The sequence below is a fragment of the Streptomyces sp. BK208 genome (assembly GCF_004364245.1).
Taxonomy (GTDB): domain Bacteria; phylum Actinomycetota; class Actinomycetes; order Streptomycetales; family Streptomycetaceae; genus Streptomyces.
The window spans coordinates 77,687-102,870 of record NZ_SOAV01000002.1; the positions used below are offsets into that span (position 1 = coordinate 77,687).

Here is a 25,184-nt window from a genome sequence, read left to right on the forward strand (position 1 = left end):
GGCGGCGGGGTCGGGTGTGCCGCGGCGCTGCTTCGGGTGTGCCGCGGCGCGGCCCGTCGCGGCGGGGACCGCGGTCCCGGGCCGCCGCCGCGTCCGGCAGGGGCGGTACGAGGGGTTCCGGGCGCGGGTGCGGGCAGGCACTGTAGGAGGAGCGGTTCCCCTGCTCCCCTCTCCGGCCCGCCCCACCGGGCATCCCAAGGCGGTGACAGGAACATGGCACTGGGTACGGCCATCGACCCCTACGACCTGCGGTTCGACACCGGGCGGATCTGCCTGGACCTCATCGCCACCACCCACCCCGTGGAACGCCTCGGCTCCCTGGACGCGCTGCGCGCCTGGATCGCAGGCTCCGGACTCGTCCCGCCCGGCACCCCGCTGGCCCACGCCGACCCCTCCTGGCTGTCCGGCTTCCGCGAACTGCGGGGCGAGACCGCGCGGTTGGTACGCACCCGGCCGGCGCCCCGCACCCGCGCCCACGACCTCGCGCTCGCCCGCGTCAACGAACTCGCCCTCGCCGCACCTCCCGCACCCCGCGCCGTACCCGGTGAGGACGGCGCGCTGGTGCGGGAGCTGACCGGACCACCGCGGTGCGCGGCGCTGCTCGGCGCCCTCGCCCGGGACGCGGTGGAACTGCTCACCGACCCCGTCGCACGGGCGAGCCTGAGGCAGTGCGCGGGCGACAACTGCCCCATCCTGTACGTGGACACCTCCCGCGGTCACCGCCGGCGCTGGTGCTCCAGCGAGATCTGCGGCAACCGCGAACGCGTCGCCAGGCACCGCCGCCGCGCCGCTCTGGCCCGGTAAATCCGCCCGCATCCGGTTCGTCCCGCGCGTCGCGGAAATCTTTCGGCGCGCGTTGAACACGCCGCACCCCGGGCCCGTACCGGATGGGCGAGCGACCGACTGGGGGAACCCCCGGACATCGGAGGTGGGCGTGCGCAAGGATTCCGTCGTGGCCAGTGAACGTGGTGCGAGGGCCCGACATCGCATGTCACAGACGTCCTCGGAGCCCGACGAGGAGTTGATGCGCGCGCTGTACCGCGAGCACGCCGGGCCCTTGCTGGCCTATGTGCTGCGGCTGGTCGCGGGGGACCGGCAGCGCGCCGAGGACGTCGTCCAGGAGACGCTCATCCGTGCCTGGAAGAACGCCGGTCAGCTCAACCGTGCGACCGGATCGGTACGCCCCTGGCTGGTGACGGTCGCCCGGCGCATCGTCATCGACGGCCACCGCAGCCGGCAGGCCCGGCCGCAGGAGGTCGATCCGTCGCCGCTGGAGGTCATCCCCGCGGAGGACGAGATCGACAAGGCGCTGTGGCTGATGACGCTGTCGGACGCGCTCGACGACCTGACCCCGGCCCACCGGGAGGTTCTCGTCGAGACGTACTTCAAGGGGCGTACCGTCAATGAGGCGGCGCAGACACTGGGCATACCCAGCGGCACCGTTCGCTCCCGGGTGTTCTACGCCCTGCGTTCGATGAAGCTGGCACTGGAGGAGCGGGGGGTGACGGCGTGATGAGCGGGTACGGGGGCGTTCAGGGTTTCGGCGGGGGATTCGGCCCGGGGGACCCGGGTAATCCTGTCCCCATGGAGGGACCAGCGGCGCCGAACGAGCACGAGACCGTCGGCGCCTACGCCCTCGGGATCCTCGACGACGCCGAGGCGACTGCCTTCGAGGCCCACCTCGCCACCTGCGAGTGGTGCGCCCAGCAGCTCGACGAGCTGGCCGGCATGGAGCCGATGATGGCCGCGCTTGCGGACATGCAGGGCACCGGCACGCCCGCGCTCGCGGAGTCGCTCACCGTGAAGCCGAGCCCGCGGCTCTCGGAGAGGCTCGTCGACGAGGTCGCCGAACGCCGCGCGCGCAAGCGCCGCCGCAACTTCTACCTGGTGGGCACCGCGGCCGCGCTGATCATCGGCGGCCCGTTCGCCGCGGTGGCGACCACCGGCGGCTCGGGCGGCGGCGACGACGGCGGCGGCGGCGGACGCAAGACCGAGGCGTCGCAGCAGGCCGCGAGTCCGGCCGAGTCCGCCTTCGCCGCCATGCCGGACCGGGTCACCGCCACCGACCCGGCCACGCAGGTCAGCGCGACCGTGGCGCTGGAGAAGAAGGCCTGGGGCACCGAGACGGTGCTGGAGCTGAAGAACCTCAAGGGTCCCCAGAAGTGCTCCCTGGTCGCCGTCGGCAAGAACGGCGAGCGGGAGACCCTGTCCTCCTGGACGGTCCCCGACTGGGGCTACGGCATCCCGGACGCCACCACCGAGAAGGCCAAGAAGCCGCTCTACGTGCACGGCGGCGCCGCCTTCGAGCCCAACCAGATCTCCCACTTCGAGGTCATGACCTTCGACGGGAAGCGACTGGTGGAGGTCGACGCGTAGCCCGCCCTACGGGCGCGCCGTAGCTTCCGAGGCCCCCTTCGCGTATTTTTGACGGCTGCCCAGCACGTCAGAAGGGGGCCCGGTGGCCGCACAGGCTCAACAGGATTCAGCGGTCGACTCGGAGCACGACCCCGTACGCGGGGACTCCGCACGGGAGGACTCCGTGCGGGACCGAGAGATCAGCGTGGAACAGGAACACCTCGACCGGGTGTACCGGCGCCTGGAGGAGAAGATCCACGAGGCGGAGTTCCTCATGCACGACGCCGCGCAGCGCGGCCACGTCGGCACCCCAGGTGCCCTGGCCGAACGCGACGCACAGGTCTTCCGGGCCGGCATCCACCTCAACCGCCTGAACAACGAGTTCGAGGACTTCCTCTTCGGCCGTATCGACCTGCTCCTCGGCAAGGACGGCAAGAAGGGCCCGGACGGCGCGTACACGGCGGTCGAGCCCGCGGAGGGCGCCCTCGGGCCCGACCGCACCGCCGACATCGCGGAGACCCTGCACATCGGCCGTATCGGCGTCCTCGACGAGGACTACGCGCCGCTGGTCATCGACTGGCGGGCGCCCGCCGCCGCGCCCTTCTACCGGTCCACGCCGGTCGACCCTGGCCGGGTCGTGCGGCGCCGGGTGATCCGCTCCAAGGGGCGGCGCGTCCTCGGTGTCGAGGACGACCTGATGCGGCCCGAGGTCACCGCCCGTCTGGACGGCGAGGAACTGGCCGTCGTGGGCGACGGCGCCCTGATGGCCGCCCTCGGCCAGGCCCGCACCCACTCCATGCGGGACATCGTGGCCTCCATCCAGGCCGAGCAGGACCGGGTGATCCGCGCCCCCGCCGCCTCCGTGACCTACGTCGAGGGCGGTCCCGGCACCGGCAAGACCGCCGTCGCCCTGCACCGGGCGGCATACCTGCTCTACCAGGACCGGCGCCGCTACGCGGGCGGCATCCTGATCGTCTCGCCGACGCCGCTGCTCGTGGCGTACACCGAGGGCGTGCTGCCCTCGCTGGGCGAGGAGGGGCAGGTCGCCATCCGCGCCATCGGCTCCCTGGTCGACGGCGCCGAGGCCACCCTGTACGACTCCCCGGCCACCGCCCGCGCCAAGGGCTCCGCCCGCATGCTGAGGGTGCTGCGCAAGGCCGCGCGCGGGGCGCTGGAGCCGGCCGACTCGCCGACCCTCCTCAGGGTCGTCGCCTTCGGGCGCCGCCTCGAACTGGAGGCCGAGGAGCTGGCAGGCATCCGGCGCACCGTCCTCGGCGGCACCGCGCCCGTCAACCTGCTGCGTCCCCGTGCCCGCCGGCTGCTGCTCGACGCCCTGTGGGAGAAGTCCGGCGCCGCGACCCGGCACACCGACCCGGAGCTCGCCGCCGAGCTGCGCTCCTCCTTCGACGAGGACGTCAGCTCCGAGGACTCCTTCCTGGCCTTCCTCGACGCCTGGTGGCCCGAGCTGACCCCGGGTGCCGTGCTGGCGGCCATGGCGGACGAGCGGCGCCTCGGCCGCTGGGCCCGGCGGGTGCTGAACGCGGGCGAGGTCCGCAAGGTGGCGCGCTCGCTGCGGCGCGAGGGTCACTCCGTGCACGACATCGCCCTGCTCGACGAGCTCCAGGCGATCGTCGGCACGCCGGCCCGCCCCCGCAAGCGGCGCGAGCTGGACCCGCTGGACCAGCTCACCGGCCTGGAGGAGCTGATGCCGCAGCGCGAGGAGACCCAGTGGGAGCGCGCCGAGCGCCTCGCCCAGGAACGCACCGAGTACGCGCACGTCATCGTCGACGAGGCACAGGACCTCACGCCCATGCAGTGGCGGATGGTCGGCCGCCGCGGCCGGCACGCCACCTGGACGGTCGTCGGCGACCCGGCCCAGTCCTCCTGGTCCGACCCCGACGAGGCGGCCGCCGCCCGTGACGAGGCCCTGGGCACCCGCCCGCGCCGCCGCTTCGAGCTGACCGTGAACTACCGCAACCCGGCCGAGATCGCCGAGCTGGCGGCGAAGGTACTCGCCCTCGCCATGCCCGGCTCGCACTCTCCCTCGGCCGTGCGTTCGACCGGCGTGCGGCCGCGCTTCGCCGTGGTGTCGGACTCCCTCGCCCCGACGGTCCGCGCGGAGGCGGCCCGGCTGCTCGGCCTGGTCGACGGCACCGTCGGCGTCGTCGTCGCCATGAACCGGCGCGAGGAGGCCCGGCGCTGGCTGGCCGGACTGGGCGACCGCGTGGTGGCGCTGGGCAGCCTGGAGGCCAAGGGCCTGGAGTACGACGCCACGGTCGTCGTCTCCCCGGCCGAGATCGCCGACGAGTCGCCCGCCGGGCTGCGCGTGCTGTACGTCGCCCTCACCCGGGCCACGCAGCAGCTGACGGTCGTCTCCTGCGAGCGGGACGAGCCGGACGCCTCCGGGGTGCCGGACCTGCTGCGCGACTGAGCGCGCCCGGGCCGGTCACCGGCCCGGGAACGTGCGGGAGGCCCGCGCCGTCCTCGGCGCGGGCCTCCCGCTCTCGTCTGAGTGGCACCGACCCGCCATGCTCGCCTCGCGGCAAGTGGTCGCTCGTAGCGACGATGGTTGGGCCCGGGGGCTTGGATCGAGCCGGTGCCACGTCCAAGGTAACAAACGATCCCCGCAAGGCAATTCCCGTCCCGCGGGTTCCTTCGGCGGTCTCCCGGCCGGTCTCCCGGCCGCACCGGGTTCCCCCTTCCCCCGACGGGCTGTTTCTCGTATGGTGGAAGTCGTTTTCCGAAAGCGGAGCGAACAAAAAGTTCGCAATCCGGGGCGGCTACCGCGTACCGAGTGGTAGGTGCGACGATCGGACGGCACAACCCAGTTACACGGTGAAAGCAGAGGAAGTCGGCCATGGCAACGGCGCCCAGCGTCTCCTACTCGATGACGGTCCGGCTGGAGGTGCCCGCGGGCGGAACCGCCGTCTCGCAGCTCACCACCGCGGTGGAGTCCGCCGGCGGCTCGGTCACCGGCCTCGACGTCACGGCCTCGGGCCACGACAAGCTCCGGATCGACGTCACCATCGCGGCCGGCTCGACGGCCCACGCCGACGAGATCGTGGAGCAGCTGCGCGGCATCGAGGGCGTCAGCCTCGGCAAGGTCTCCGACCGCACGTTCCTCATGCACCTCGGCGGCAAGATCGAGATGGCGTCCAAGCACCCCATCCGCAACCGCGACGACCTGTCCATGGTCTACACGCCGGGCGTGGCCCGCGTCTGCATGGCGATCGCCGAGAACCCCGAGGACGCCCGCCGCCTGACCATCAAGCGCAACTCCGTTGCGGTCGTGACGGACGGCTCCGCCGTCCTCGGCCTCGGCAACATCGGCCCGAAGGCCGCGCTGCCGGTGATGGAGGGCAAGGCGGCCCTGTTCAAGCGGTTCGCCGGCATCGACGCCTGGCCGATCTGCCTGGACACCCAGGACAGCGACGCGATCGTCGAGATCGTCAAGGCCATCGCCCCGGGCTTCGCCGGCATCAACCTGGAGGACATCTCCGCGCCGCGCTGCTTCGAGATCGAGGCCCGGCTGCGCGAGGCCCTCGACATCCCGGTCTTCCACGACGACCAGCACGGCACCGCCATCGTCGTCCTCGCCGCGCTGACCAACGCGCTGCGCGTGGTGGACAAGCCGATCGAGAACGTACGGGTCGTCATGTCCGGCGCCGGCGCGGCCGGTACCGCCATCCTGAAGCTGCTGCTGGCCGCGGGCGTCAAGAACGCCGTCGTCGCCGACATCCACGGCGTGGTGCACGCCGGCCGTGCCGACCTGGTCGACGCCGCCCCGCAGTCGGCGCTGCGCTGGATCGCCGACAACACCAACCCCGAGGGCCTCACCGGCACCCTCAAGGAGGCCGTGCACGGCGCGGACGTCTTCATCGGCGTCTCCGCCCCCAACGTCCTCGACGGCGAGGACGTGGCCGCCATGGCCGACGGTGCGATCGTGTTCGCGCTCGCGAACCCGGACCCCGAGGTCGACCCGGCGATCGCCCGTGAGACGGCCGCGGTCGTGGCCACCGGCCGGTCGGACTTCCCGAACCAGATCAACAACGTGCTGGTCTTCCCGGGTGTCTTCCGCGGTCTGCTGGACGCCCAGTCCCGCACCGTCAACACCGAGATGATGCTCGCCGCCGCCCACGCGCTCGCCAACGTGGTGACCGAGGACGAGATCAACCCGAACTACATCATTCCCAGCGTCTTCAACGACAAGGTCGCCGGTGCCGTCGCGGGCGCCGTCCGGGAGGCGGCGAAGGCCGCCGGCGCGGTGGCGTAGGTTCCCCCGCTCGGGGAAGGCGGCCCGTGGCGTGGTGGTGAGGATCACCACGGCGGGCCGCCCCTCCGGCGCGTCGCGGGATGCCGGGCCTCGGGTCGCCCTCTAGGGTTGCGCAAGGCTCAGGCCCTCTCGGCGTGTGACTCCCAAGGGTGTTCTCACGACTCCTGGGGGTGCCGGATTGGCTTTACCGCCGCAGGTGGAGGCAGGATGCCTCCCTGGGCGCGAGGGTCTGACGACCGACCCGGGTCCGGGGAATGTCAGAGGGCCCTGGCAGCATCGGCATCGCTGTGCCCAACATGCGGCTCCGCCGCGTGGCACGCCTCAACGGCAAGTAGAACACGGGAGTAACAACATGAACCGCAGTGAGCTGGTGGCCGCGCTGGCCGACCGCGCCGAGGTGACCCGCAAGGACGCCGACGCCGTGCTGGCCGCGTTCGCCGAGGTTGTCGGCGACATCGTCTCCAAGGGCGACGAGAAGGTCACCATCCCCGGCTTCCTGACCTTCGAGCGCACCCACCGTGCCGCTCGCACCGCCCGCAACCCGCAGACCGGCGAGCCGATCCAGATTCCGGCCGGCTACAGCGTCAAGGTCTCCGCGGGCTCCAAGCTCAAGGAAGCCGCCAAGGGCAAGTAAGCGCGTAGGCGCTCCGCTGTGAGCGCCGGGGGCTGTGCGGACCGTTCGGTCGGGCTGCGGTCGTTTCGCGGCCGCGGACCGGTTGTGGCTGGTCGCGCCCGCGCGGCGGAGCCGCACGTCGACACAGCCCCGCGCCCCTCTCGGGGCGCTCGACGCAACGCCAGTGGGGCGGTCACCCGAGTCCGGGTGACCGCCCCACTGGCGTGTCCGGAGGTGTCTAGCCCAGGGCCTTGCCCGGGAGTTCCACCTTCGCGCCCAGCTCGACGAGCTTGTCCATGAAGTTCTCGTAGCCGCGGTTGATCAGATCGATGCCGTGGACCCGGGAGGTGCCCTGGGCCGCGAGGGCGGCGATCAGGTACGAGAAGCCGCCGCGCAGGTCCGGGATGACCAGGTCGGCGCCCTCCAGCTTGGTCGGTCCGGAGACCACGGCCGAGTGCAGGAAGTTGCGCTGGCCGAAGCGGCAGTCGGAGCCGCCCAGGCACTCGCGGTAGAGCTGGATGTGGGCGCCCATCTGGTTGAGCGCCGAGGTGAAGCCGAGCCGGGACTCGTAGACCGTCTCGTGGACGATGGACAGGCCCGTGGCCTGCGTCAGGGCGACCACCAGGGGCTGCTGCCAGTCCGTCTGGAAGCCGGGGTGCACGTCCGTCTCCAGGGCGATGGACTTCAGCCGGCCGCCCGGGTGCCAGAACCGGATGCCCTCGTCGTCGATCTCGAAGGCGCCACCCACCTTCCGGAAGGTGTTCAGGAACGTCATCATCGAGCGCTGCTGGGCGCCGCGGACATAGACGTTGCCCTCGGTGGCCAGCGCCGCGGAGGCCCAGGAGGCCGCCTCCAGGCGGTCCGAGAGGGCGCGGTGGGTGTAACCGCCCAGCTCGTCCACGCCGGTGACGCGGATCGTGCGGTCGGTGTCCATGGCGATGATCGCGCCCATTTTCTGCAGGACGCAGATCAGGTCCTCGATCTCCGGTTCCACGGCCGCGTTGGACAGCTCCGTGACGCCCTCGGCGAGCACGGCCGTCAGCAGGACCTGCTCGGTCGCGCCGACGGACGGGTACGGCAGCCGGATCTTCGTGCCGCGCAGCCGCTGCGGGGCCTCCAGGTACTGGCCGTCCGCCCGCTTCTCGATCTTCGCGCCGAACTGCCGCAGCACCTCGAAGTGGAAGTCGATGGGCCGGCCCCCGATGTCGCAGCCGCCCAGACCCGGGATGAAGGCGTGCCCGAGGCGGTGCAGCAGCGGGCCGCAGAACAGGATCGGGATGCGCGACGAGCCCGCGTGGGCATCGATGTCGGCGACGTTCGCGCTCTCCACATGGGAAGGGTCCATCACCAGCTCGCCGGGCTCCTCGCCCGGGCGGACGGTCACCCCGTGCAGCTGCAGCAGTCCGCGTACGACCCGCACGTCGCGGATGTCCGGCACATTGCGCAGCCGGCTCGGCGCACTGCCCAGCAGGGCGGCCACCATGGCCTTCGGCACGAGGTTCTTCGCACCGCGAACCCGGATCTCGCCCTCCAGCGGGGTTCCGCCGTGGACAAGCAGTACGTCATCAGCGCCGTTGACGGTCATGAATCTCGCGTTCCGTGGGGTTGGGCAGGGGCCAGAAGGGAAAGGGTAATCGTCTTGTACCCCCCTTCATGGCGCCTGTGCACGGTCGGGCAACGTCATGGATTTGTCACAACACGCGGTGTTCACCGGCGCGTACAGGGGGTCACGACCGGGCGGCGTGCGCGGGTGCGTGTTCACCCCCGTGCCTCCGATTGCCTCCCCACGGGAGGGGAACATGCGGGATCATGTCTGGCATGACCGAGGTGTCCTCGCTCACGGGGCGGCTGCTCGTGGCCACACCCGCCCTGGCGGACCCGAACTTCGAGCGTGCGGTGGTGCTCCTCCTCGACCACGACGAGGAGGGCTCCCTCGGTGTCGTCCTCAACCGGCCCACGCCGGTCGACGTGGGCGACATCCTGGAGGACTGGGCGGACCTGGCCGGCGAGCCCGGTGTCGTCTTCCAGGGCGGCCCGGTCTCGCTGGACTCGGCCCTCGGCGTCGCCGTCGTCCCCGGCGGGGCGTCCGGGGAGCGGGCGCCGCTGGGCTGGCGGCGGGTGCACGGCGCGATCGGCCTGGTGGACCTGGAGGCGCCCCCGGAGCTGCTGGCGTCCGCCCTGGGCGCCCTGCGGATCTTCGCCGGGTACGCGGGCTGGGGACCGGGCCAGCTGGAGGACGAGCTGACCGAGGGCGCCTGGTACGTGGTCGAGTCCGAGCCGGGCGACGTGTCCTCGCCGTTCCCCGAGAGACTCTGGCGCGAGGTGCTGCGCCGTCAGCGGGGCGACCTGGCGATGGTGGCGACCTACCCGGACGACCCGTCGCTCAACTGAAGCGTGTGAGCTTCAGTACCCTTGGCGGTTATGAGCACTCTCGAGCCCGAGCGCGGGACAGGTACGGGAACCCTCGTCGAGCCGACGCCGCAGACGTCCCACGGCGACGGCGATCACGAGCGCTTCGCGCATTACGTCCAGAAGGACAAGATCATGGCGAGCGCCCTCGACGGCACGCCCGTCGTGGCGCTGTGCGGCAAGGTCTGGGTGCCGGGCCGTGACCCGAAGAAGTATCCCGTCTGCCCCATGTGCAAGGAGATCTACGAGTCCATGAGCGGCGGCGGGGACGAGGGCAAGGGCGGCGACAAGAAGTAGACGCCGGGCGGCGGGCGCCGACGACCGACGCCGCTGCCCGTACGGCCCTTTCGGAACGTCCCGAAGGCCCCCGGAGTGTGCCCGCGCACACTCCGGGGGCCTTCGTGCGTCCCGGGCGGGTGCGCGAACCGGTCACGAACTGGTTCAGACCTCTTGTGGACGTGTTCCTGTACTCCCTACTCTCCTGGGTGTTGTGCAGAGCGAAACCGTCATTGCATATGTTGCAACGCACGCCCGGAGGAAAAACTCCATGAAGCTCGCCCCCCGCCTGGCCGTACTGCTGGCCGCGGCCGTCGTCGCCGCGACCGCCTGCGCGCCCCAGACGTCCGACAACTCCTCCTCCGGCAAGGACGAGAAGAGCGGAACGCTGCGCGTCTGGCTGTTCCAGGAGGTCAACAACAAACCGAAGGAGAAGGTCGTCGACGCGGTCCTCGCCGGCTTCGAGAAGGCGCACGAGGACACCGAGGTCACCGTGGAGTACATCCCGGTCGAGACCCGCGCCCAGCGCATCAAGGCCGCCTTCAACGACCCGAAGAGCGCCCCCGACGTCATCGAGTACGGCAACACCGACACCGCCGGCTACGTCAAGGACGGCGGACTCGCCGACGTGACCGGTGACTTCGACGCCTGGGACGAGGCGGCGGACACCGACCCCACCGCCCGCCAGTCGGTCACCGTGGACGGCAAGGTCTACGGCGCCCCCTACTTCGTCGGCGTCCGCGCCCTCTACTACCGCACCGACGTCTTCGACGAACTCGGTCTCGAACCCCCCGAGTCGCTGGCGGAACTGGCCTCCACCGCCAAGAAGGCGCACGCCGCGAAGCCCGGCCTGTACGGCATAGCGGTCGGCGGCGCCTACACCTACGGCGCGATGCCGTTCATCTGGGCCAACGGCGGTGAACTCGCCAGCGGCAAGGGCGGCTCGTACGCCTCCGCCATCGACAGCGCCGCCGCCCGCAAGGGCATCGAGGCGTACACGTCCCTGTTCGGGGACGACAACTGCCCGGCCGCCAAGTGCGCCGGCATGGGCGGCAACGACACCGTCACCGCCTTCGCCTCCGGCAAGGCGGCCATGGCCATCGGCGGCGACTTCAGCCACCAGGCCGTGGAGGCCGGCCAGGTGAAGGGCAAGTACGCGGTCGTCCCGCTGCCCGGCGCCAAGTCCGGTTCCATCGCCCCCGCCTTCGCGGGCGGCAACAACGTCGGCGTCCTGAAGAGCACCTCGCACCGCACCCTCGCCGTCGACCTGATGAAGCGGCTCGCGTCGAAGAAGGCGCAGGGCGACCTGTTCGACGCGATGGGCTTCCTGCCGACCTTCACGGACGTACGGCAGCAGGTCGCGGCGAAGGAGCCGTTCGTGAAGCCGTTCGTCGACACGCTCGCCGCGGGCACGGAGTTCGTCCCGGCGTCCGCCGCGTGGGCGACGATCGACTCCTCCCAGGTACTGCCGACGATGTTCCAGGAAGTGGTCAGCGGCAAGAAGGACGTGGCCGCAGCCGCCGGGGACGCGGCGAAGAAGATGGACGACGCGTTCGGCTCCGCCGGATGACGGGTTCGCCTGTCAGCTCGGGAGGTGCCGTTCGTGGGCGGGTGCGGGTTCGTCGTGGCTTGTCGCGCCCGCGCGGCGGCAGCCGCAGGTCCAGCACCGCCCCGCGCCCCTTGAGGGGCGCTTCCCGCACCCCCTGGATCTATCTCGCCCCCGCTCTCGTCGTCCTCGGCGGGCTGCTCGTCTACCCCGTCTACCAGCTCGGGCTGATCTCCTTCCTGGAGTACACGCAGGCCCAGGTCAGTGGTGGCGAGCCGACGACCTTCCAGGGGTTCGGGAACTACGCCGAGCTGTTCGGGGACGGTGAGTTCTGGCGAGTGCTGCTCGCCACCGTGGTGTTCGCCGCCGCCTGTGTCGTGTCGACGCTCGCGGTCGGATGCGCGCTCGCCGTGCTGCTCACCCGCGTGCGGGCCGTGCCGCGGCTGGCGCTGATGCTGGCGGGGCTCGGCGCGTGGGCGACCCCCGCGGTCACCGGGTCCACGGTGTGGCTGCTGCTGTTCGACCCGGACTTCGGGCCCGTCAACCGGATGCTGGCCCTGGGCGACCACTCGTGGACGTACGGGCGCTACAGCGCCTTCCTGCTGGTGCTGCTCGAAGTGGTCTGGTGCTCCTTCCCGTTCGTCATGGTCACCGTCTACGCCGGGATACGGGCCGTACCGGCCGAGGTCCTGGAGGCAGCCGCGCTCGACGGGGCGTCCCAGTGGCGGATCTGGCGCTCGGTGCTCGCGCCGATGCTCCGGCCGATCCTGGTCGTCGTCACCATCCAGTCGGTCATCTGGGACTTCAAGGTCTTCACCCAGATCTACGTCATGACCAACGGAGGCGGCATCGCCGGCCAGAACCTCGTCCTCAACGTCTACGCCTACCAGAAGGCATTCGCGTCCTCGCAGTACAGCCTCGGCTCCGCGATCGGCGTGGTCATGCTGCTGATCCTGCTCGCCGTGACGCTGGTCTACCTGCGGCTGCTGCGCCGCCAGGGGGAGGAGCTGTGAATCTTCCGCGCGCGCGAGTGCGCCGTCCGTGGCGGCTCGCGGCCGAGGCCGCCGCGCTGCTGACCGCCGTGGTGGTCGCCTTCCCGCTGTACTGGATGGTGCTGAGCGCCTTCAAACCGGCCGGGGAGATCGAGTCGGACCGCCCCCGGCCCTGGACGCTGGCCCCGTCGCTGGATTCCTTCCGGCGCGTCTTCGAACAGCAGGAGTTCGGCCGCTACTTCCTCAACAGCCTGATCGTGGCGGGCTGCGTCGTGATCGCCTCGGCGCTGATCGCCTTCCTCGCGGCGACCGCGGTGACGCGCTTCCGGTTCCGGTTCCGCACCACCCTGCTGATCATGTTCCTGGTGGCCCAGATGGTGCCCGTGGAGGCGCTCACGATCCCGCTGTTCTTCCTCATGCGGGACTTCGGCCAGCTGAACACGCTGGGCTCGCTGATCCTGCCCCACATCGCCTTCTCGCTGCCCTTCGCCATATGGATGCTGCGGGGCTTCGTGAAAGCGGTGCCCGAGGCCCTGGAGGAGGCGGCCTACATCGACGGGGCGAGCCGCAGCCGCTTCCTCTGGCAGATCCTTTTCCCGCTCGTCCTCCCGGGACTGGTCGCCACCAGCGTCTTCTCGTTCATCTCGACCTGGAACGACTTCCTGTTCGCCAAGTCGTTCATCATCAGCGACACCTCCCAGTCCACGCTGCCGATGGCGCTGCTGGTCTTCTACAAGCCGGACGATCCCGACTGGGGCGGCGTCATGGCCGCGTCCACGGTGATGACGATTCCGGTGCTGGTCTTCTTCGTACTCGTACAACGACGACTCGTCTCCGGCCTCGGCGGAGCGGTAAAGGACTGACGTGAGCGACGTTCTTCCCCACGACGTTCTTCCCCAGCCACAGCACGTGGCGTCCCAGGAGGGAGCCTTCTTCGACCTCGGCCCGGACACCGCCCTCGTGGCCGGCGAGGGCACCGGGCACACCGAGCGCTGGCTGCGCGCCACGCTGGGCGCCGCCACCGGGCTGCCGCTGGCGCCCGCGGCGGACGGGGGCGGCGGCGTCGTCCGGCTGGCGCTCGACCCGGAACTGCCCGCCGAGGGCTACCGCCTCGTCGTCGCACCGGAGGGCGTGGACCTCACCGGCGGTGATCCGGCCGGTCTCTTCTGGGGCGCCCAGACGCTGCGCCAGCTGCTCGGCCCGGACGCCTTCCGGCGGGCCCCGCTGCCCGGCCGCCGGTGGCGGCTGCCGCTGGTCCGCGTCGAGGACGTGCCCCGGTTCCGCTGGCGCGGCCTGATGCTGGACGTCGCCCGGCACTTCATGCCGAAGGACGGCGTCCTGCGCTACCTGGACCTGATGGCCGCCCACAAACTCAACGTGCTGCACTTCCACCTGACGGACGACCAGGGCTGGCGCATCGAGATCGAACGCCACCCGAAGCTCACCGAGACCGGTTCCTGGCGGTCGCGCACGAAATACGGCCACCGCGCCTCACCGCTGTGGGAGGACAAACCGCACGGCGGCCACTACACCCAGGACGACATCCGGGAGATCGTCGCCTACGCCGCCGAACGGCACATCACCGTCGTCCCGGAGATCGACGTACCCGGACACTCGCAGGCCGCCATCGCCGCGTACCCGGAACTCGGCAACACGGATGTGATCGACACCACCGCCCTGTCCGTCTGGGACACCTGGGGCGTCTGCCCGAACGTCCTCGCGCCCACCGAGCACACCCTGCGCTTCTACGAGGGCGTGTTCGAGGAGGTCCTGGAACTCTTCCCCTCCGAGTTCGTCCACATCGGCGGTGACGAATGTCCCAAGGACCAGTGGCGGGCCTCGGCCACCGCGCAGGCACGCATCGAGGAACTCGGCCTCACCGACGAGGACGAACTGCAGGCCTGGTTCATCCAGCACTTCGACACCTGGCTCACCGCACGCGGACGCCGGCTCATCGGCTGGGACGAGATCCTGGAGGGCGGACTGGCCGAGGGCGCGGCCGTGGCCTCCTGGCGCGGTTACGCCGGCGGGGTCGCCGCCGCGCGCGCGGGGCACGACGTCGTGATGTGCCCGGAACAGCAGGTGTACCTGAACTTCCGGGAGGACGGGGGCGAGGACGAACCCGTACCGATCGCCTACGTGCGCACCCTGGAGGACGTCTACCGGTTCGAACCGGTTCCGGCGGAACTGACGCCGCAGGAGCGCGGACACGTGATCGGCACCCAGGCGAACCTGTGGACCGAGGTGACGGAGAACCAGGACCGGGTGGACTACCAGCTCTTCCCGAGGCTCGCCGCCTTCGCCGAGGTCGCCTGGAGCAGCCTGCCCGCCCCGGCCGACCGGGACTACGCCGCCTTCGAGCGGCGGATGGCCGCCCACTACCGGCGACTCGACGCCCTGGGCGTCGCCTATCGGCCGCCCACCGGCCCGCTGCCCTGGCAGCGGCGGCCCGGCGTGCTCGGCCGGCCGATCGACGGCCCGCCGCCGCAGCTGTAGGGAACCACCGGACACGTCACGCGACACGGAAGGGAAACGCCCCTAAACGTCACCGAAGAGTGGCAACTCGCGCGCATCGTGCGTAGCTCCGATCGTCGGAGATCCCGTGCGAAAACGGACCATCTCCCCGACGAGGCGGGCGAATGCCTCCTAGCGGACCCCTGCGTTCGGGCCCTGCAAAGATGTGCCAGAGTTGCCACGTCCGCCCTGTCAGGCCGTACGGTACGGCCACATGGGCGGGACCAGGTGGGACAGCGGGAAGGGGCAGTCGGTTTGACCACGCACGCACCGCAGGCGGCGCAGGCCGTCACGCTGCCCACGACACTGGACGAGGCCGTGGCGGCGCTCACCGCGATGCCCGCGGCCGTTCCGGTCGCGGGCGGCACCGACCTCATGGCGGCCGTCAACTCCGGGCAGCTCAGGCCCGCCGCGCTGGTGGGCCTCGGCCGGATCAGCGAGATCCGCGGCTGGCAGTACCAGGACGGGCACGCGCTGCTCGGCGCGGGCCTCACCCACGCCCGCATGGGCCGCCCCGACTTCGCCGCGCTCATCCCGGCGCTCGCCGCCGCCGCGCGCGCCGCCGGGCCGCCGCAGATCCGCAACGCGGGCACCCTGGGCGGCAACATCGCCTCGGCCGCCCCCACCGGGGACGCGCTGCCGGTGCTGGCCGCCCTGGAGGCGACCCTGATCATCGCGGGCCCGGACGGAGCCCGCCGGGAGGTGCCGGTCTCGCACCTGCTCGCGGGCATGGAGATGCTCCGCGCGGGCGAGTTGATCGGCTACGTGCGCGTGCCGCTGCTGCACGCGCCGCAGGTCTTCCTGAAGGCCACCGGCCGCACCGGTCCCGGCCGCGCGACGGCTTCCGTCGCGCTGGTCCTCGACCCCGCCCGGCGCGGCGTGCGGTGCGCGGTGGGCGCCATCGCGCCGATGCCGCTGCGGCCGCTGGAGGCCGAGCAGTGGGTGGCCTCGCTCATCGACTGGGACAACGGCCGCGCCATCGTCCCGGAGGCGCTGCACGGCTTCGGCGAGTACGTCGCCGCCGCCTGCATCCCCGACGCGGACCCGGCCGAGGACGGCTCCGTGCCGCCGCTGCCGCCCGCCGTACTGCACCTGCGGCGCACCGTCGCCGCGCTGGCCCGACGAGCACTGGGGAGGGCGCTGTCGTGACCGACGACCAGCACGGCGACGAGTACGGCGAACGGCACGACGACCGGCACGCGGGGGGCAGGCCCCCGAGCGGCGGGCGCTGGGACCCGCTGCCCCAGGGCGACTACGACGACGGCGCCACCGCCTTCGTGCAACTCCCCGAGGGCGGCGTGGACGCGCTCCTCGCCTCCGCCGACAGCCCGCTCGCCGCGCCCGGCCACGGCTACGTGCCGCCCCAGATCACGGTCACCTCCGCCCCCACCGCGGACACCGACCCGGCGGGCACCGGCTCCTGGACGATGCCGTCGGCACCGTCCGCGCCCGTGGACGGCACCCAGTGGCAGGCCCCGGACGCCGGTCAGGAACCCGCCGCCCACCAGGGATACGGCGACTACACCGCCCACCACGACCCGTACGGCGGGGCGGCGCCCTACGACACGCACGCCGGGCAGGACGTCCACGGGCAGGGCGTGCACGGACACGGCCTGCACGGGCAGGACGTCCATGGGCAGGGCGACCCGTACGGCTACCGGCCCGGAGCCACCGGACAGTGGGACTTCTCGCAGGCCGCGCAGGCCGCGCAGGCCGCGCAGGCCGCCCAGGCCGAGGCCGCGGAGGCGCGGCACGCGTCCGGCCAGGACGTGACCGGGCAGTGGTCCATCCCCGTGGCCGGCGGCGACCTGCCGGACGAGTCGGGCGAGTTCACCACGTCGTCCCTGGCCGAGCAGTGGGGGACCGGCGCGCCGGCCACCCTCCCCGGCGGCGCGTCCGCGCCCTGGGCGACGCAGCCGGCCGGACGGCCCTGGGACGAGGGCGCGCCGCAGACGCGACCGGACGCCGGGGAACGGCCCGCAGACCGGCCGTGGGAGCAGGAGGCACCCCGTCCCGGCCCCGCCGGGGCTCCGTACGTCGACGCAGCCGACGACCCGTACGCGTCCGATGCCGCCGACGACCCGTACGCGTCCGACGCCCCGTACGCCTCCGACGCGTCCGGCGATCCGTACGCCTCCGACGATCCGTACGCGTCCGACCCGGCCGACGATCCGTACGCCCACCGGACCGCCGAGGTCCCGGCCGACGCCGTCGAGGCGCCCGCCGAGCCCGACCCCGCCGCACCGGCGGCCGACGGGACGGACGGGGCGGCCGAGACCGGCGTCACCGGTGGACACGGTGAGCCGGGCGGGTCCGAGGAAGCCCCTGAAGGCCCCGCAGAGCGCCCGGCGCACACCGAGGGACCCGCGGCGCCCGAGCCCCACGCACAGGCCGCCGAGGGCCCCGTGACGGGTCCGGCGCAGGACGCCGACCGGGACCCCGTGGACCACGCGGACCCCGGGGAGTCCGCAGAGCCCGCGGACTCCGCGCACGAGCAGGTGCCCGAGCAGGCGTCCGAGCCCGAACGGGAGCACGGCGCCGCGCCGGACTCCGGACGGGACCGCCCGGACGGGCAGCACCCGGACGCCCCGGCCGCCCCCGCGGACGCGGTCGACGCCCGTACCGGCCCCGAGGACGAGGCCCGGCCCGACGCGGACCCGGAGACCCCCGGGACCGCCCCCGCCGCCGAGGAGCCGTCCGCCCCGGCAGGCCCGCAGGACGAACACCCCCTCGCCTCCTACGTGCTGCGCGTCAACGGCACCGACCGGCCCGTCACCGACGCCTGGATCGGCGAGTCGCTGCTCTACGTGCTGCGCGAGCGCCTCGGCCTCGCGGGCGCCAAGGACGGCTGCTCGCAGGGCGAGTGCGGCGCCTGCAACGTGCAGGTCGACGGACGGCTCGTCGCCTCCTGCCTGGTCCCCTCCGTGACCGCCGCAGGCAGCGAGGTGCGGACCGTCGAGGGCCTGGCCGCCGACGGCAGGCCGTCGGACGTGCAGCGGGCGCTCGCCCGGCGCGGCGCGGTGCAGTGCGGCTTCTGCGTGCCCGGCATGGCGATGACCGTGCACAACCTCCTGGAGGGCAACCCCGCCCCCACCGAGCTGGAGGCCCGCCAGGCCCTGTGCGGCAACCTGTGCCGCTGTTCCGGCTACCGGGGCGTCCTGGAGGCCGTCAAGGAGGTCGTCGCCGAACGCGAGGCGCACGCCGAGGACGCCCAGGCGGGCGCGGACTCCGACGAACCCCGCATCCCGCATCAGGCCGGCCCGGGCGCGGGCGGCGTCAACCCGGCGGCGTTCGGCTCCCAGCCGCCACCGGGACCGCCGGACGCGACCGGACCGCACGACCAGGCGCCCTACGGCGACCACGGCAACCACGGCCAGGACGGAGGCCACGCGTGAGCAACGACGCCGCGACTGCGGAGGCCGAGGGGACCGTCGAGGCGGCACCCGCCGCGCCCGAGCCGATCCCGCACGGCCTCGGCGCGTCCCTGCCGCCCGCCGACGCCCGCGCCAAGACCGAGGGCACCTTCCCGTACGCCGCCGACCTGTGGGCCGAGGGCCTGCTGTGGGCGGCCGTACTGCGCTCACCGCACCCGCACGCGCGCATCGTGTCCATCGACACCACCCACGCGCGCGAGATGCCCGGCGTACGGGCGGTCGTCACCCACGAGGACGTGCCCGGCACCCCGCTGCACGGCCGCGGGGGCCGCGCCGACCGCCCGGTGTTCGCCTCCGAGGTCGTGCGCCACCACGGCGAGCCCCTCGCCGCCGTCGCCGCCGACCACCCGGACACCGCGCGGATGGCGGCCGCCGCCGTCATCGTCGAGTACGAGGTGCTCGACCCGGTGACCGACCCGGAGCAGGCCTTCGAGGCCGAGCCGCTGCACCCCGACGGCAACCTGATCCGGCACATCCCGCTGCGCCACGGCGACCCTGAGGCGGCCGGGGACGTCGTCGTCGAGGGCCTGTACCGCATCGGCCGCCAGGACCCGGCGCCCATAGGAGCCGAGGCGGGTCTGGCCGTACCGCGTCCCGACGGTGGTGTGGAGCTGTACCTGGCCTCCACCGACCCGCACGGCGACCGGGACATCGCCGCCGCGTGCTACGGCCTCGCGCCGGAACAGGTGAAGATCGTGGTCACCGGGGTGCCGGGCGCCACCGCCGACCGCGAGGACCAGGGCTTCCAGCTGCCGCTCGGCCTGCTCGCGCTGAAGACCGGCTGCCCGGTGAAACTGACCGCCACGCGCGAGGAGTCCTTCCTCGGGCACACCCACCGCCACCCCACCCTCCTGCGCTACCGCCACCACGCGGACGCCGAGGGCCGGATCGTGAAGGTCGAGGCGCAGATCCTGCTCGACGCGGGCGCCTACGCGGACACCTCCTCCGACGCCCTGGCCGCCGCGGTGGCCTTCGCCTGCGGCCCGTACGTCGTCCCGAACGCCTTCATCGAGGGCTGGGCGGTGCGCACCAACAACCCGCCCTCCGGCCACGTGCGCGGCGAGGGTGCCATGCAGGTGTGCGCCGCGTACGAGGCGCAGATGGACAAGGTCGCCAGGAAACTCGGTCTCGACCCGGCCGAGGTGCGGCTGCGCAACGTCCTGGCCACCGGTGACGTGCTCCCCACCGGCCAGACGGTCACGTGCCCGGCCCCGGTCGCCGAACTCCTCCAGGCGGTCCGCGACTTCCCGCTCCCCGCCCTGCCCAAGGACACCCCCGAGGACGAGTGGCTGCTGCCCGGCGGCCCCGAGGGCGCGGGCGAACCGGGCGCGGTGCGCCGGGGCGTGGGCTACGGCATCGGCATGGTGCACATGCTGGGCGCCGAGGGCGCCGACGAGGTCTCCACGGCCACCGTGAAGGTCCAGGGCGGCGTCGCCACGGTGCTGTGCGCCGCCGTCGAGACCGGCCAGGGCTTCACCACGCTGGCCCGGCAGATCGTGCAGGAGACCCTCGGCGTCGACGAGGTGCAGGTGGCGCCGGTCGACACCGACCAGCCCCCGGCCGGAGCCGGCTGCCGCGGCCGCCACACCTGGGTGTCGGGCGGCGCGGTGGAACGCGCGGCCAAGATGGTCCGCACCCAGCTCCTCCAGCCGCTGGCCCACCAGTTCGGCATGTCCACGGAACTGCTCCAGATCGCCGACGGCAAGATCACCTCGTACGACGGCGTGCTCTCGACGACCGTCGCCGAAGCGCTGGACGGCAAGGAGCTGTGGGCCACCGCGCAGTGCCGTCCGCACCCGACCGAGCCGCTCGACGAGGCCGGACAGGGCGACGCGTTCGTCGGCATGGCCTTCTGCGCGATCCGCGCGGTGGTCGACGTCGACATCGAGATCGGCTCGGTACGGGTCGTGGAGCTGGCCGTCGCCCAGGACGTGGGCCGCGTCCTCAACCCGGCGCAGCTGACCGCCCGTATCGAGGCGGGCGTCACCCAGGGCGTCGGCATCGCGCTCACCGAGAACCTCCGCACCCCGCGCGGTCTGATCCGCCACCCCGACCTGACCGGCTACGCCCTGCCGACCGCGCTGGACGCCCCGGACATCCGGATCGTGAAGCTCGTCGAGGAGCGGGACGTGGTCGCGCCCTTCGGCGCCAAGGCGGTCAGCGCGGTACCGGTGGTGGCCTCCCCGGCCGCCGTCGCCTCCGCCGTGCGCGCGGCCACGGGACGCCCGGTGAACCGGCTGCCGATCCGCCCCCAGGCCGCGGTGGCCACGGGCAACTGATCCGCCCGCTGATCCGCCCGCGCGCGAGGCAACGGACGGGGGGCCGGGCGCGTCCTACCGGGCGAACGGGGTCCGTGCGCAGGAGCGTTGTCAGTGGTGGCGCGTAGTCTCCGAAGGAGTGCGAACGGCAGCCGTCGGCTCACGGACGGCCATACCTTTCTCGGGGGAGACGATGCACGCGGTCAGCGGTGGTGCACCCATGTGCGGCGCGAGGACCGTGCCCGGCGCGGCGACGGACGACGCCCGGACACCGGGGCCCTCACTGGTGACCCGCGTCCGCCTCGCGACGTCGGTGGAGGACGTGTCCTGGACGCGCGGCGCCGCCCGGCGGACCCAGGGCGGCTGCGAGCGCCCGTCCCTGTGGAACACGTCCACCCTGATGAGCTGCCTGCTCCTGGCGGTGAGCCACCGCACGGCACCTGGCGCCTCCCACGACCTCCCGGCCCGGTTCCTGGACCGCGAGTTCGGCCGCGACCGGGTGACGCGCTTCGAGGACCTCGACTTCCCCGCGTCCCTCCGCCACGGGCCCACCCGCCGCTTCCTGCGCGACACGGGCCTGCCCGAGGACGCCCACCCCTTCCGCCACGACCCGGACGACCTGCCGCTGCCGACCCTGGCGGAGTACTGCGACGAGCACCCCGGACTCCCGGCGCCGGCCGGCGCGGACCACCTCGTACGCCTGGGACGGCTGGCGGACGGCGCGCACGTGGCCGTCGACGGCATCACGGGCGCCGTCCTGACGTGGAGGGCACCCGCGGGCACCCTCCACCCCCTGACGTCGGACGTCTCCGCCCTCGCCCTCACCCTCTGGGCACTGCGACGCGCGGCGCGGATGGAGGCCGTGGCGGGGATCGAACCCGCGTAACTCGCTTTGCCTGTCTGTCAGTCGCGGTCAGGAGTTGATGAGAGCCGTACGTCGATGTTCGTCCCCGTGCAGACACCGCACGCTTCAGGGCTGGCTGAACGGGCCGAACGGCCACGGACGAAGACGAATGAGACGGAAACTGAGACGGGCGTCGATGTCTCGTAGGTACCTACAAGTGCACCCGCTTCCATTCGTCGGCAGACCACGGCAGTCGCAAAATGCCGCCCTCTCGATCGTCAAGCAAGGAGGACCTGGACCTTGAGGGTGGGTTCCTTGCCGTCCGCCCTAGTCGCCACCGGCCGCAGCGCGCACACGGGTGCGCGGAGTCCTACGAACGCAAGGCGGCCGGGTATTGCCCGGAGAGGCGGCGGAACAAGCCGGAGTTGTCCACCAAGTCCGCACTGGTCGCCGTGCGGTCGGTCTCCCCGAACAACTGGTTGACCTACTCCGGGATCATGTCGAGGCGCGGGAAGTGGAGCGACAGGCGGCCGGGAAACGGTGGGTTGAGAATGGCCTGATTTTCCCGGGCGAGCACGACCGTAGGCCGTCCCACCGCCGGGACTGATCCGAGTGGAAGGCGCTTCTGGTAGAGGCCAAGGTGCTGGACGGCCGACTGCACGACGCGCGCCACACGGCTGCGACGGTCCTATTGAGCCTCGGTGTCCCCGAGCGGGCTGCTATGGGCCTCATGGGGTGGTCGACCACAGCCATGGCCGCCCGCTATCAGCACATGGTGGACGCCGTGCGGGCCGACATCGCGAGGCAGGTCGACGGTCTGATCCGGAAGGCTGAGGCGGACCGACCGGATGATGACGGTACGGTCGGCATCCTCGTGCCGGCGAAATGAGGCGGACACAGAAAAGGCGGCACCTGGAAGGGAGTACCGCCCCCTTTTCCCTGTCAAGGCGGTGGAATCGGCTCGATAATCGACAGGTTGCTTTAAAGGGTGATCCATGTTTTTCCGGTGCGGGATCGTCGAGAGGTCGCCGTATGGCAGGTTCTGAGAGGTTGAATTCGAAACGCCTGAAGGGGCAACGAACTTGGCATGCATCGGAATTGCTCGAACCCAAGGAGGGGCGTAGCGTGGGTATGTGGGTGATCTCGATGTCTCCCAGTGCTACTCGACAGTGAGTGACGGAGATGTAGAAGTAATCCCAGACCTCGAATCTCGTCGCCCACTCAACAGGTTTCGTCGACCGGAGTCTGCCTCCTTCGTGGGCAGTGGGTTGAGGCGGCAATATCTCGTCATTCGCCTGCAGTTGTGAGCGGATGAGGAAAGGGACGGAGAAATCATGGCGCTGCAAGTGCACTTCGCAATACTGCACTGCTACGAGACCGAGGACAGCACCACAGACGAATGTGTCCTCAAGTGGAACGACCACGAGTTCTGGAGTGGCGATATGAAGGGTGGAAGGGACAGGGACACGGATACGTTCGTGCTCTTCCCCGACGAAGATCAAGGCATCGTCTCGCTGATCGAACTGGACTCGCCGGACGAAGACGACCATCTCGGGTCCCACGCAATCAGGAAAGATGAGCTCGGCCAAGGGTGGCATCGAGCGTACTTCCAGTCCGACGAGGCGAATTACCACCTGGACTACGAAGTCTTCCAGGCGTAACAGGCTGGCCCGCTGTGGCTGCCCAGTTGTTGGGGGTGCAGTGAACTACCCTCCCGCTCTCGGTAACTCCCGCAGCGGAGGCAAATCGGGTAGTAGCGGTGCCGTGCACCCGCTTGGCAGGTCCGAGCGACTCAAGTGAGACGAGAACCGAGACGGACGACCAAAAGGGCGGTACTCCCGAGGGGCAGCCTTCCATTTTGCCTGCTCAGGCAGGTAGAGGCCGTGGCGGGGATCGAACCCGCGTAACTCGCTTTGCAGGCGAGCCCCTCAACCACTCGGGCACACGGCCGGGTCTGTGACTCGGTGACTCGACGGTAGGCCGGGGCGGGGGAGGGGCTCAAGGGATCCGGGCGGGCCGCAACACGACTGCCACACCCCGTTCATGAAGCGACCCCGGTCGTACGACCAAGGTCCCGGTCCCGCACCTTCTCCCGACAGGGGTCAAAGCGGGCAGTGGACCTTACTCTGGCGACCATGGCCAACCCCGAACCCCGCGACACCGAGGTCGCCCTCGCCGCCGAGCCCGCCGTCGCCGACCCCGGCCCCGACCCCGGCCCCGGCGAGACCGTGCTGAGCCGCGCCTACCGGGCGCTGAGCGTCGGCATCGTCTCCGTCATCGTGCTGATCGCCTTCGAGGCGACGGCGGTCGGCACGGCGATGCCGGTGGCGGCGCGGGAGCTGGACGGGGTGTCGCTGTACGCGTTCGCGTTCTCGGGGTATTTCACCACCAGCCTGTTCGGGATGGTGCTCTCCGGCCAGTGGTCGGACCGGCGCGGGCCGCTGGCCCCGCTGACGACCGGCATCGCCGCCTTCGCGGCCGGGCTCGTGCTGTCCGGGACCGCGGGTGCGATGTGGCTGTTCATCCTCGGGCGGGCCGTGCAGGGACTCGGCGGCGGACTGGTGATCGTCGCGCTGTACGTCGTGGTGGGGCGGGCCTACCCGGAGCGGCTGCGGCCCGCGATCATGGCGGCGTTCGCGGCGGGCTGGGTGGTCCCCTCGGTCGTGGGGCCGCTGGCCTCCGGCGCGGTGACCGAGCACCTCGGCTGGCGCTGGGTGTTCATCGGGATCCCCGTGCTCGTCGTCGTCCCGCTGGCCCTGGCGCTGCCCCAGATACGCAGCCGCGCGTCCGGCCCGGTGGCGGGAGGGGACGCGCCCGCCTCCTTCGACCGCCGCCGCATCCGCCTCGCCCTGGGCATCTCGCTGGGCGCCGGCCTGCTCCAGTACGCCGCCCAGGACCTGCGGTGGGTGTCGCTGCTGCCGGGAGCGGTGGGCGCGGCGCTGCTCGTCCCCGCCGTCCTCGGGCTGCTGCCGCGCGGCACCTACCGGGCGGTGCGCGGGCTGCCCTCCGTGGTCCTGCTGCGCGGGGTCGCCGCGGGGTCCTTCATCGCCGCCGAGTCCTTCGTCCCGCTGATGCTGGTCACCCAGCGCGGGCTCAGCCCGACCCTCGCCGGACTGTCCCTGGCGGCGGGCGGCGCGACTTGGGCCGCGGGGTCCTGGCTCCAGTCCCGCTCGCGCCTGGAACCGCACCGGGAGCGTCTGATGACCCTCGGCATGGTGCTGGTCGCGGCGGCCGTCGCCACGGCCCCCAGCGTGCTGATCGACGGCGTACCGGCCTGGACGGTGGCCGTCGCCTGGGGCTTCGGCTGCTTCGGCATGGGTCTGGTGATCTCCTCCACCAGCGTGCTCCTGCTCAAGCTCTCCGCCCCCGAGGAGGCCGGCGCCAACTCCGCCGCCCTCCAGATCTCCGACGGCCTCTCCAACGTCGTCCTGCTGGCGGCCGGCGGCGCCGCCTTCGCGGCCCTGGGCGGCGGCACGGTCAGCCACGCGGCCACCGAGGCCACCGGCTCCCACCCCGCGGCCTTCGCGGCGGTGTTCCTGCCCATGGCGGCGGTGGCGCTGGTGGGGGCGTGGGTGGCGACCCGGGTGCGGGAGCGGTGAGCGGGAGGAACAGGCGTGCGACGCGCGGGGCGGCTGTGACGTCCGTCCCACCCGGGGGTGACCCGCCCCCG

General features: G+C 72.2%; 19 protein-coding genes, 1 tRNA gene and 1 pseudogene. 19 read left to right on the forward strand and 2 right to left on the reverse strand.

The annotated features are described in order from the left end of the window. Window positions 1-213: 213 nt before the first annotated feature. The 6 genes from EV562_RS04890 (at window position 214) to EV562_RS04915 (ending at window position 7,262) form a co-directional block, all read left to right on the forward strand. Window positions 214-804, forward strand: a complete 591-nt coding sequence (locus tag EV562_RS04890) for a CGNR zinc finger domain-containing protein (protein ID WP_133885431.1) — start codon at window positions 214-216, stop codon at window positions 802-804. A gap of 184 nt (window positions 805-988) precedes the next feature. After that, window positions 989-1,513: a sigma-70 family RNA polymerase sigma factor gene (locus EV562_RS04895; RefSeq protein ID WP_166661591.1), complete on the forward strand. Its 525-nt coding sequence runs from the start codon at window positions 989-991 to the stop codon at window positions 1,511-1,513. Window positions 1,514-1,584: 71 nt separating this feature from the next. After that, the gene (locus tag EV562_RS04900) at window positions 1,585-2,376 is read left to right on the forward strand and encodes a zf-HC2 domain-containing protein (protein ID WP_133885433.1); all 792 of its coding nucleotides are present in this window, start codon (window positions 1,585-1,587) and stop codon (window positions 2,374-2,376) included. 82 nt (window positions 2,377-2,458) lie between these two features. Further along, the gene (locus tag EV562_RS04905) at window positions 2,459-4,786 is read left to right on the forward strand and encodes a UvrD-helicase domain-containing protein (RefSeq protein WP_166661592.1); all 2,328 of its coding nucleotides are present in this window, start codon (window positions 2,459-2,461) and stop codon (window positions 4,784-4,786) included. Window positions 4,787-5,212: 426 nt separating this feature from the next. Continuing rightward, window positions 5,213-6,628, forward strand: a complete 1,416-nt coding sequence (locus EV562_RS04910) for an NAD-dependent malic enzyme (protein ID WP_133885434.1) — start codon at window positions 5,213-5,215, stop codon at window positions 6,626-6,628. Between the two features lie 352 nt (window positions 6,629-6,980). Next, complete coding sequence (locus EV562_RS04915) at window positions 6,981-7,262, forward strand: HU family DNA-binding protein (protein ID WP_003950507.1); 282 nt, start codon at window positions 6,981-6,983, stop codon at window positions 7,260-7,262. A gap of 217 nt (window positions 7,263-7,479) precedes the next feature. On the opposite strand, the gene murA is transcribed toward EV562_RS04915, so the two are convergent. Further along, on the reverse strand, window positions 7,480-8,826 hold the full coding sequence (gene murA, locus EV562_RS04920; protein ID WP_007450161.1) for a UDP-N-acetylglucosamine 1-carboxyvinyltransferase: 1,347 nt from the start codon (window positions 8,824-8,826) through the stop codon (window positions 7,480-7,482). 233 nt (window positions 8,827-9,059) lie between these two features. Between murA and EV562_RS04925 the strand changes: the two genes are divergently transcribed. From EV562_RS04925 to EV562_RS04980, 12 genes and pseudogenes are all read left to right on the forward strand, one after another. Continuing rightward, window positions 9,060-9,632 (forward strand): YqgE/AlgH family protein, encoded by a 573-nt coding sequence (locus tag EV562_RS04925; protein ID WP_166661593.1) that lies wholly within the window; start codon window positions 9,060-9,062, stop codon window positions 9,630-9,632. A 30-nt stretch (window positions 9,633-9,662) separates the two neighbouring features. Then, window positions 9,663-9,947 carry a DUF3039 domain-containing protein gene (locus EV562_RS04930; protein WP_030402030.1) on the forward strand — a complete coding sequence of 95 codons (285 nt, stop codon included), beginning with the start codon at window positions 9,663-9,665 and terminating at the stop codon, window positions 9,945-9,947. 250 nt (window positions 9,948-10,197) lie between these two features. Continuing rightward, window positions 10,198-11,496: an extracellular solute-binding protein gene (locus EV562_RS04935; protein WP_133885436.1), complete on the forward strand. Its 1,299-nt coding sequence runs from the start codon at window positions 10,198-10,200 to the stop codon at window positions 11,494-11,496. Continuing rightward, window positions 11,493-12,485 (forward strand): sugar ABC transporter permease, encoded by a 993-nt coding sequence (locus EV562_RS04940; protein WP_133885437.1) that lies wholly within the window; start codon window positions 11,493-11,495, stop codon window positions 12,483-12,485. The genes EV562_RS04935 and EV562_RS04940 overlap by 4 nt, the downstream gene beginning before the upstream one ends. Then, window positions 12,482-13,327 carry a carbohydrate ABC transporter permease gene (locus EV562_RS04945; protein ID WP_133885438.1) on the forward strand — a complete coding sequence of 282 codons (846 nt, stop codon included), beginning with the start codon at window positions 12,482-12,484 and terminating at the stop codon, window positions 13,325-13,327. Before EV562_RS04940 ends, EV562_RS04945 begins: the two co-directional genes overlap by 4 nt. A gap of 1 nt (window position 13,328) precedes the next feature. Next, on the forward strand, window positions 13,329-14,960 hold the full coding sequence (locus EV562_RS04950) for a beta-N-acetylhexosaminidase (protein ID WP_133885439.1): 1,632 nt from the start codon (window positions 13,329-13,331) through the stop codon (window positions 14,958-14,960). A gap of 273 nt (window positions 14,961-15,233) precedes the next feature. Further along, window positions 15,234-16,127 (forward strand): FAD binding domain-containing protein, encoded by an 894-nt coding sequence (locus tag EV562_RS04955; protein ID WP_133885440.1) that lies wholly within the window; start codon window positions 15,234-15,236, stop codon window positions 16,125-16,127. Next, window positions 16,124-18,373 carry a 2Fe-2S iron-sulfur cluster-binding protein gene (locus EV562_RS04960; RefSeq protein WP_133885441.1) on the forward strand — a complete coding sequence of 750 codons (2,250 nt, stop codon included), beginning with the start codon at window positions 16,124-16,126 and terminating at the stop codon, window positions 18,371-18,373. Before EV562_RS04955 ends, EV562_RS04960 begins: the two co-directional genes overlap by 4 nt. Beyond that, the gene (locus tag EV562_RS04965; protein ID WP_133885442.1) at window positions 18,370-20,691 is read left to right on the forward strand and encodes a molybdopterin cofactor-binding domain-containing protein; all 2,322 of its coding nucleotides are present in this window, start codon (window positions 18,370-18,372) and stop codon (window positions 20,689-20,691) included. The genes EV562_RS04960 and EV562_RS04965 overlap by 4 nt, the downstream gene beginning before the upstream one ends. 199 nt (window positions 20,692-20,890) lie before the next feature. Beyond that, a complete protein-coding gene (locus EV562_RS04970; RefSeq protein WP_243859974.1) occupies window positions 20,891-21,556 on the forward strand; it encodes an SUKH-4 family immunity protein in 666 nt (221 codons plus the stop codon). Window positions 21,557-21,801: 245 nt separating this feature from the next. Then, window positions 21,802-22,403 (forward strand): annotated as a pseudogene (locus EV562_RS04975) (tyrosine-type recombinase/integrase); the annotation flags it as partial. A gap of 445 nt (window positions 22,404-22,848) precedes the next feature. Next, the gene (locus EV562_RS04980; protein ID WP_133885443.1) at window positions 22,849-23,175 is read left to right on the forward strand and encodes a hypothetical protein; all 327 of its coding nucleotides are present in this window, start codon (window positions 22,849-22,851) and stop codon (window positions 23,173-23,175) included. A gap of 217 nt (window positions 23,176-23,392) precedes the next feature. Here the strand turns inward: EV562_RS04980 and EV562_RS04985 are convergent. Next, a tRNA-Cys gene (locus EV562_RS04985) sits at window positions 23,393-23,464 on the reverse strand. A 185-nt stretch (window positions 23,465-23,649) separates the two neighbouring features. Between EV562_RS04985 and EV562_RS04990 the strand changes: the two genes are divergently transcribed. After that, window positions 23,650-25,113: an MFS transporter gene (locus EV562_RS04990; protein ID WP_133885444.1), complete on the forward strand. Its 1,464-nt coding sequence runs from the start codon at window positions 23,650-23,652 to the stop codon at window positions 25,111-25,113. Window positions 25,114-25,184 lie beyond the last annotated feature (71 nt).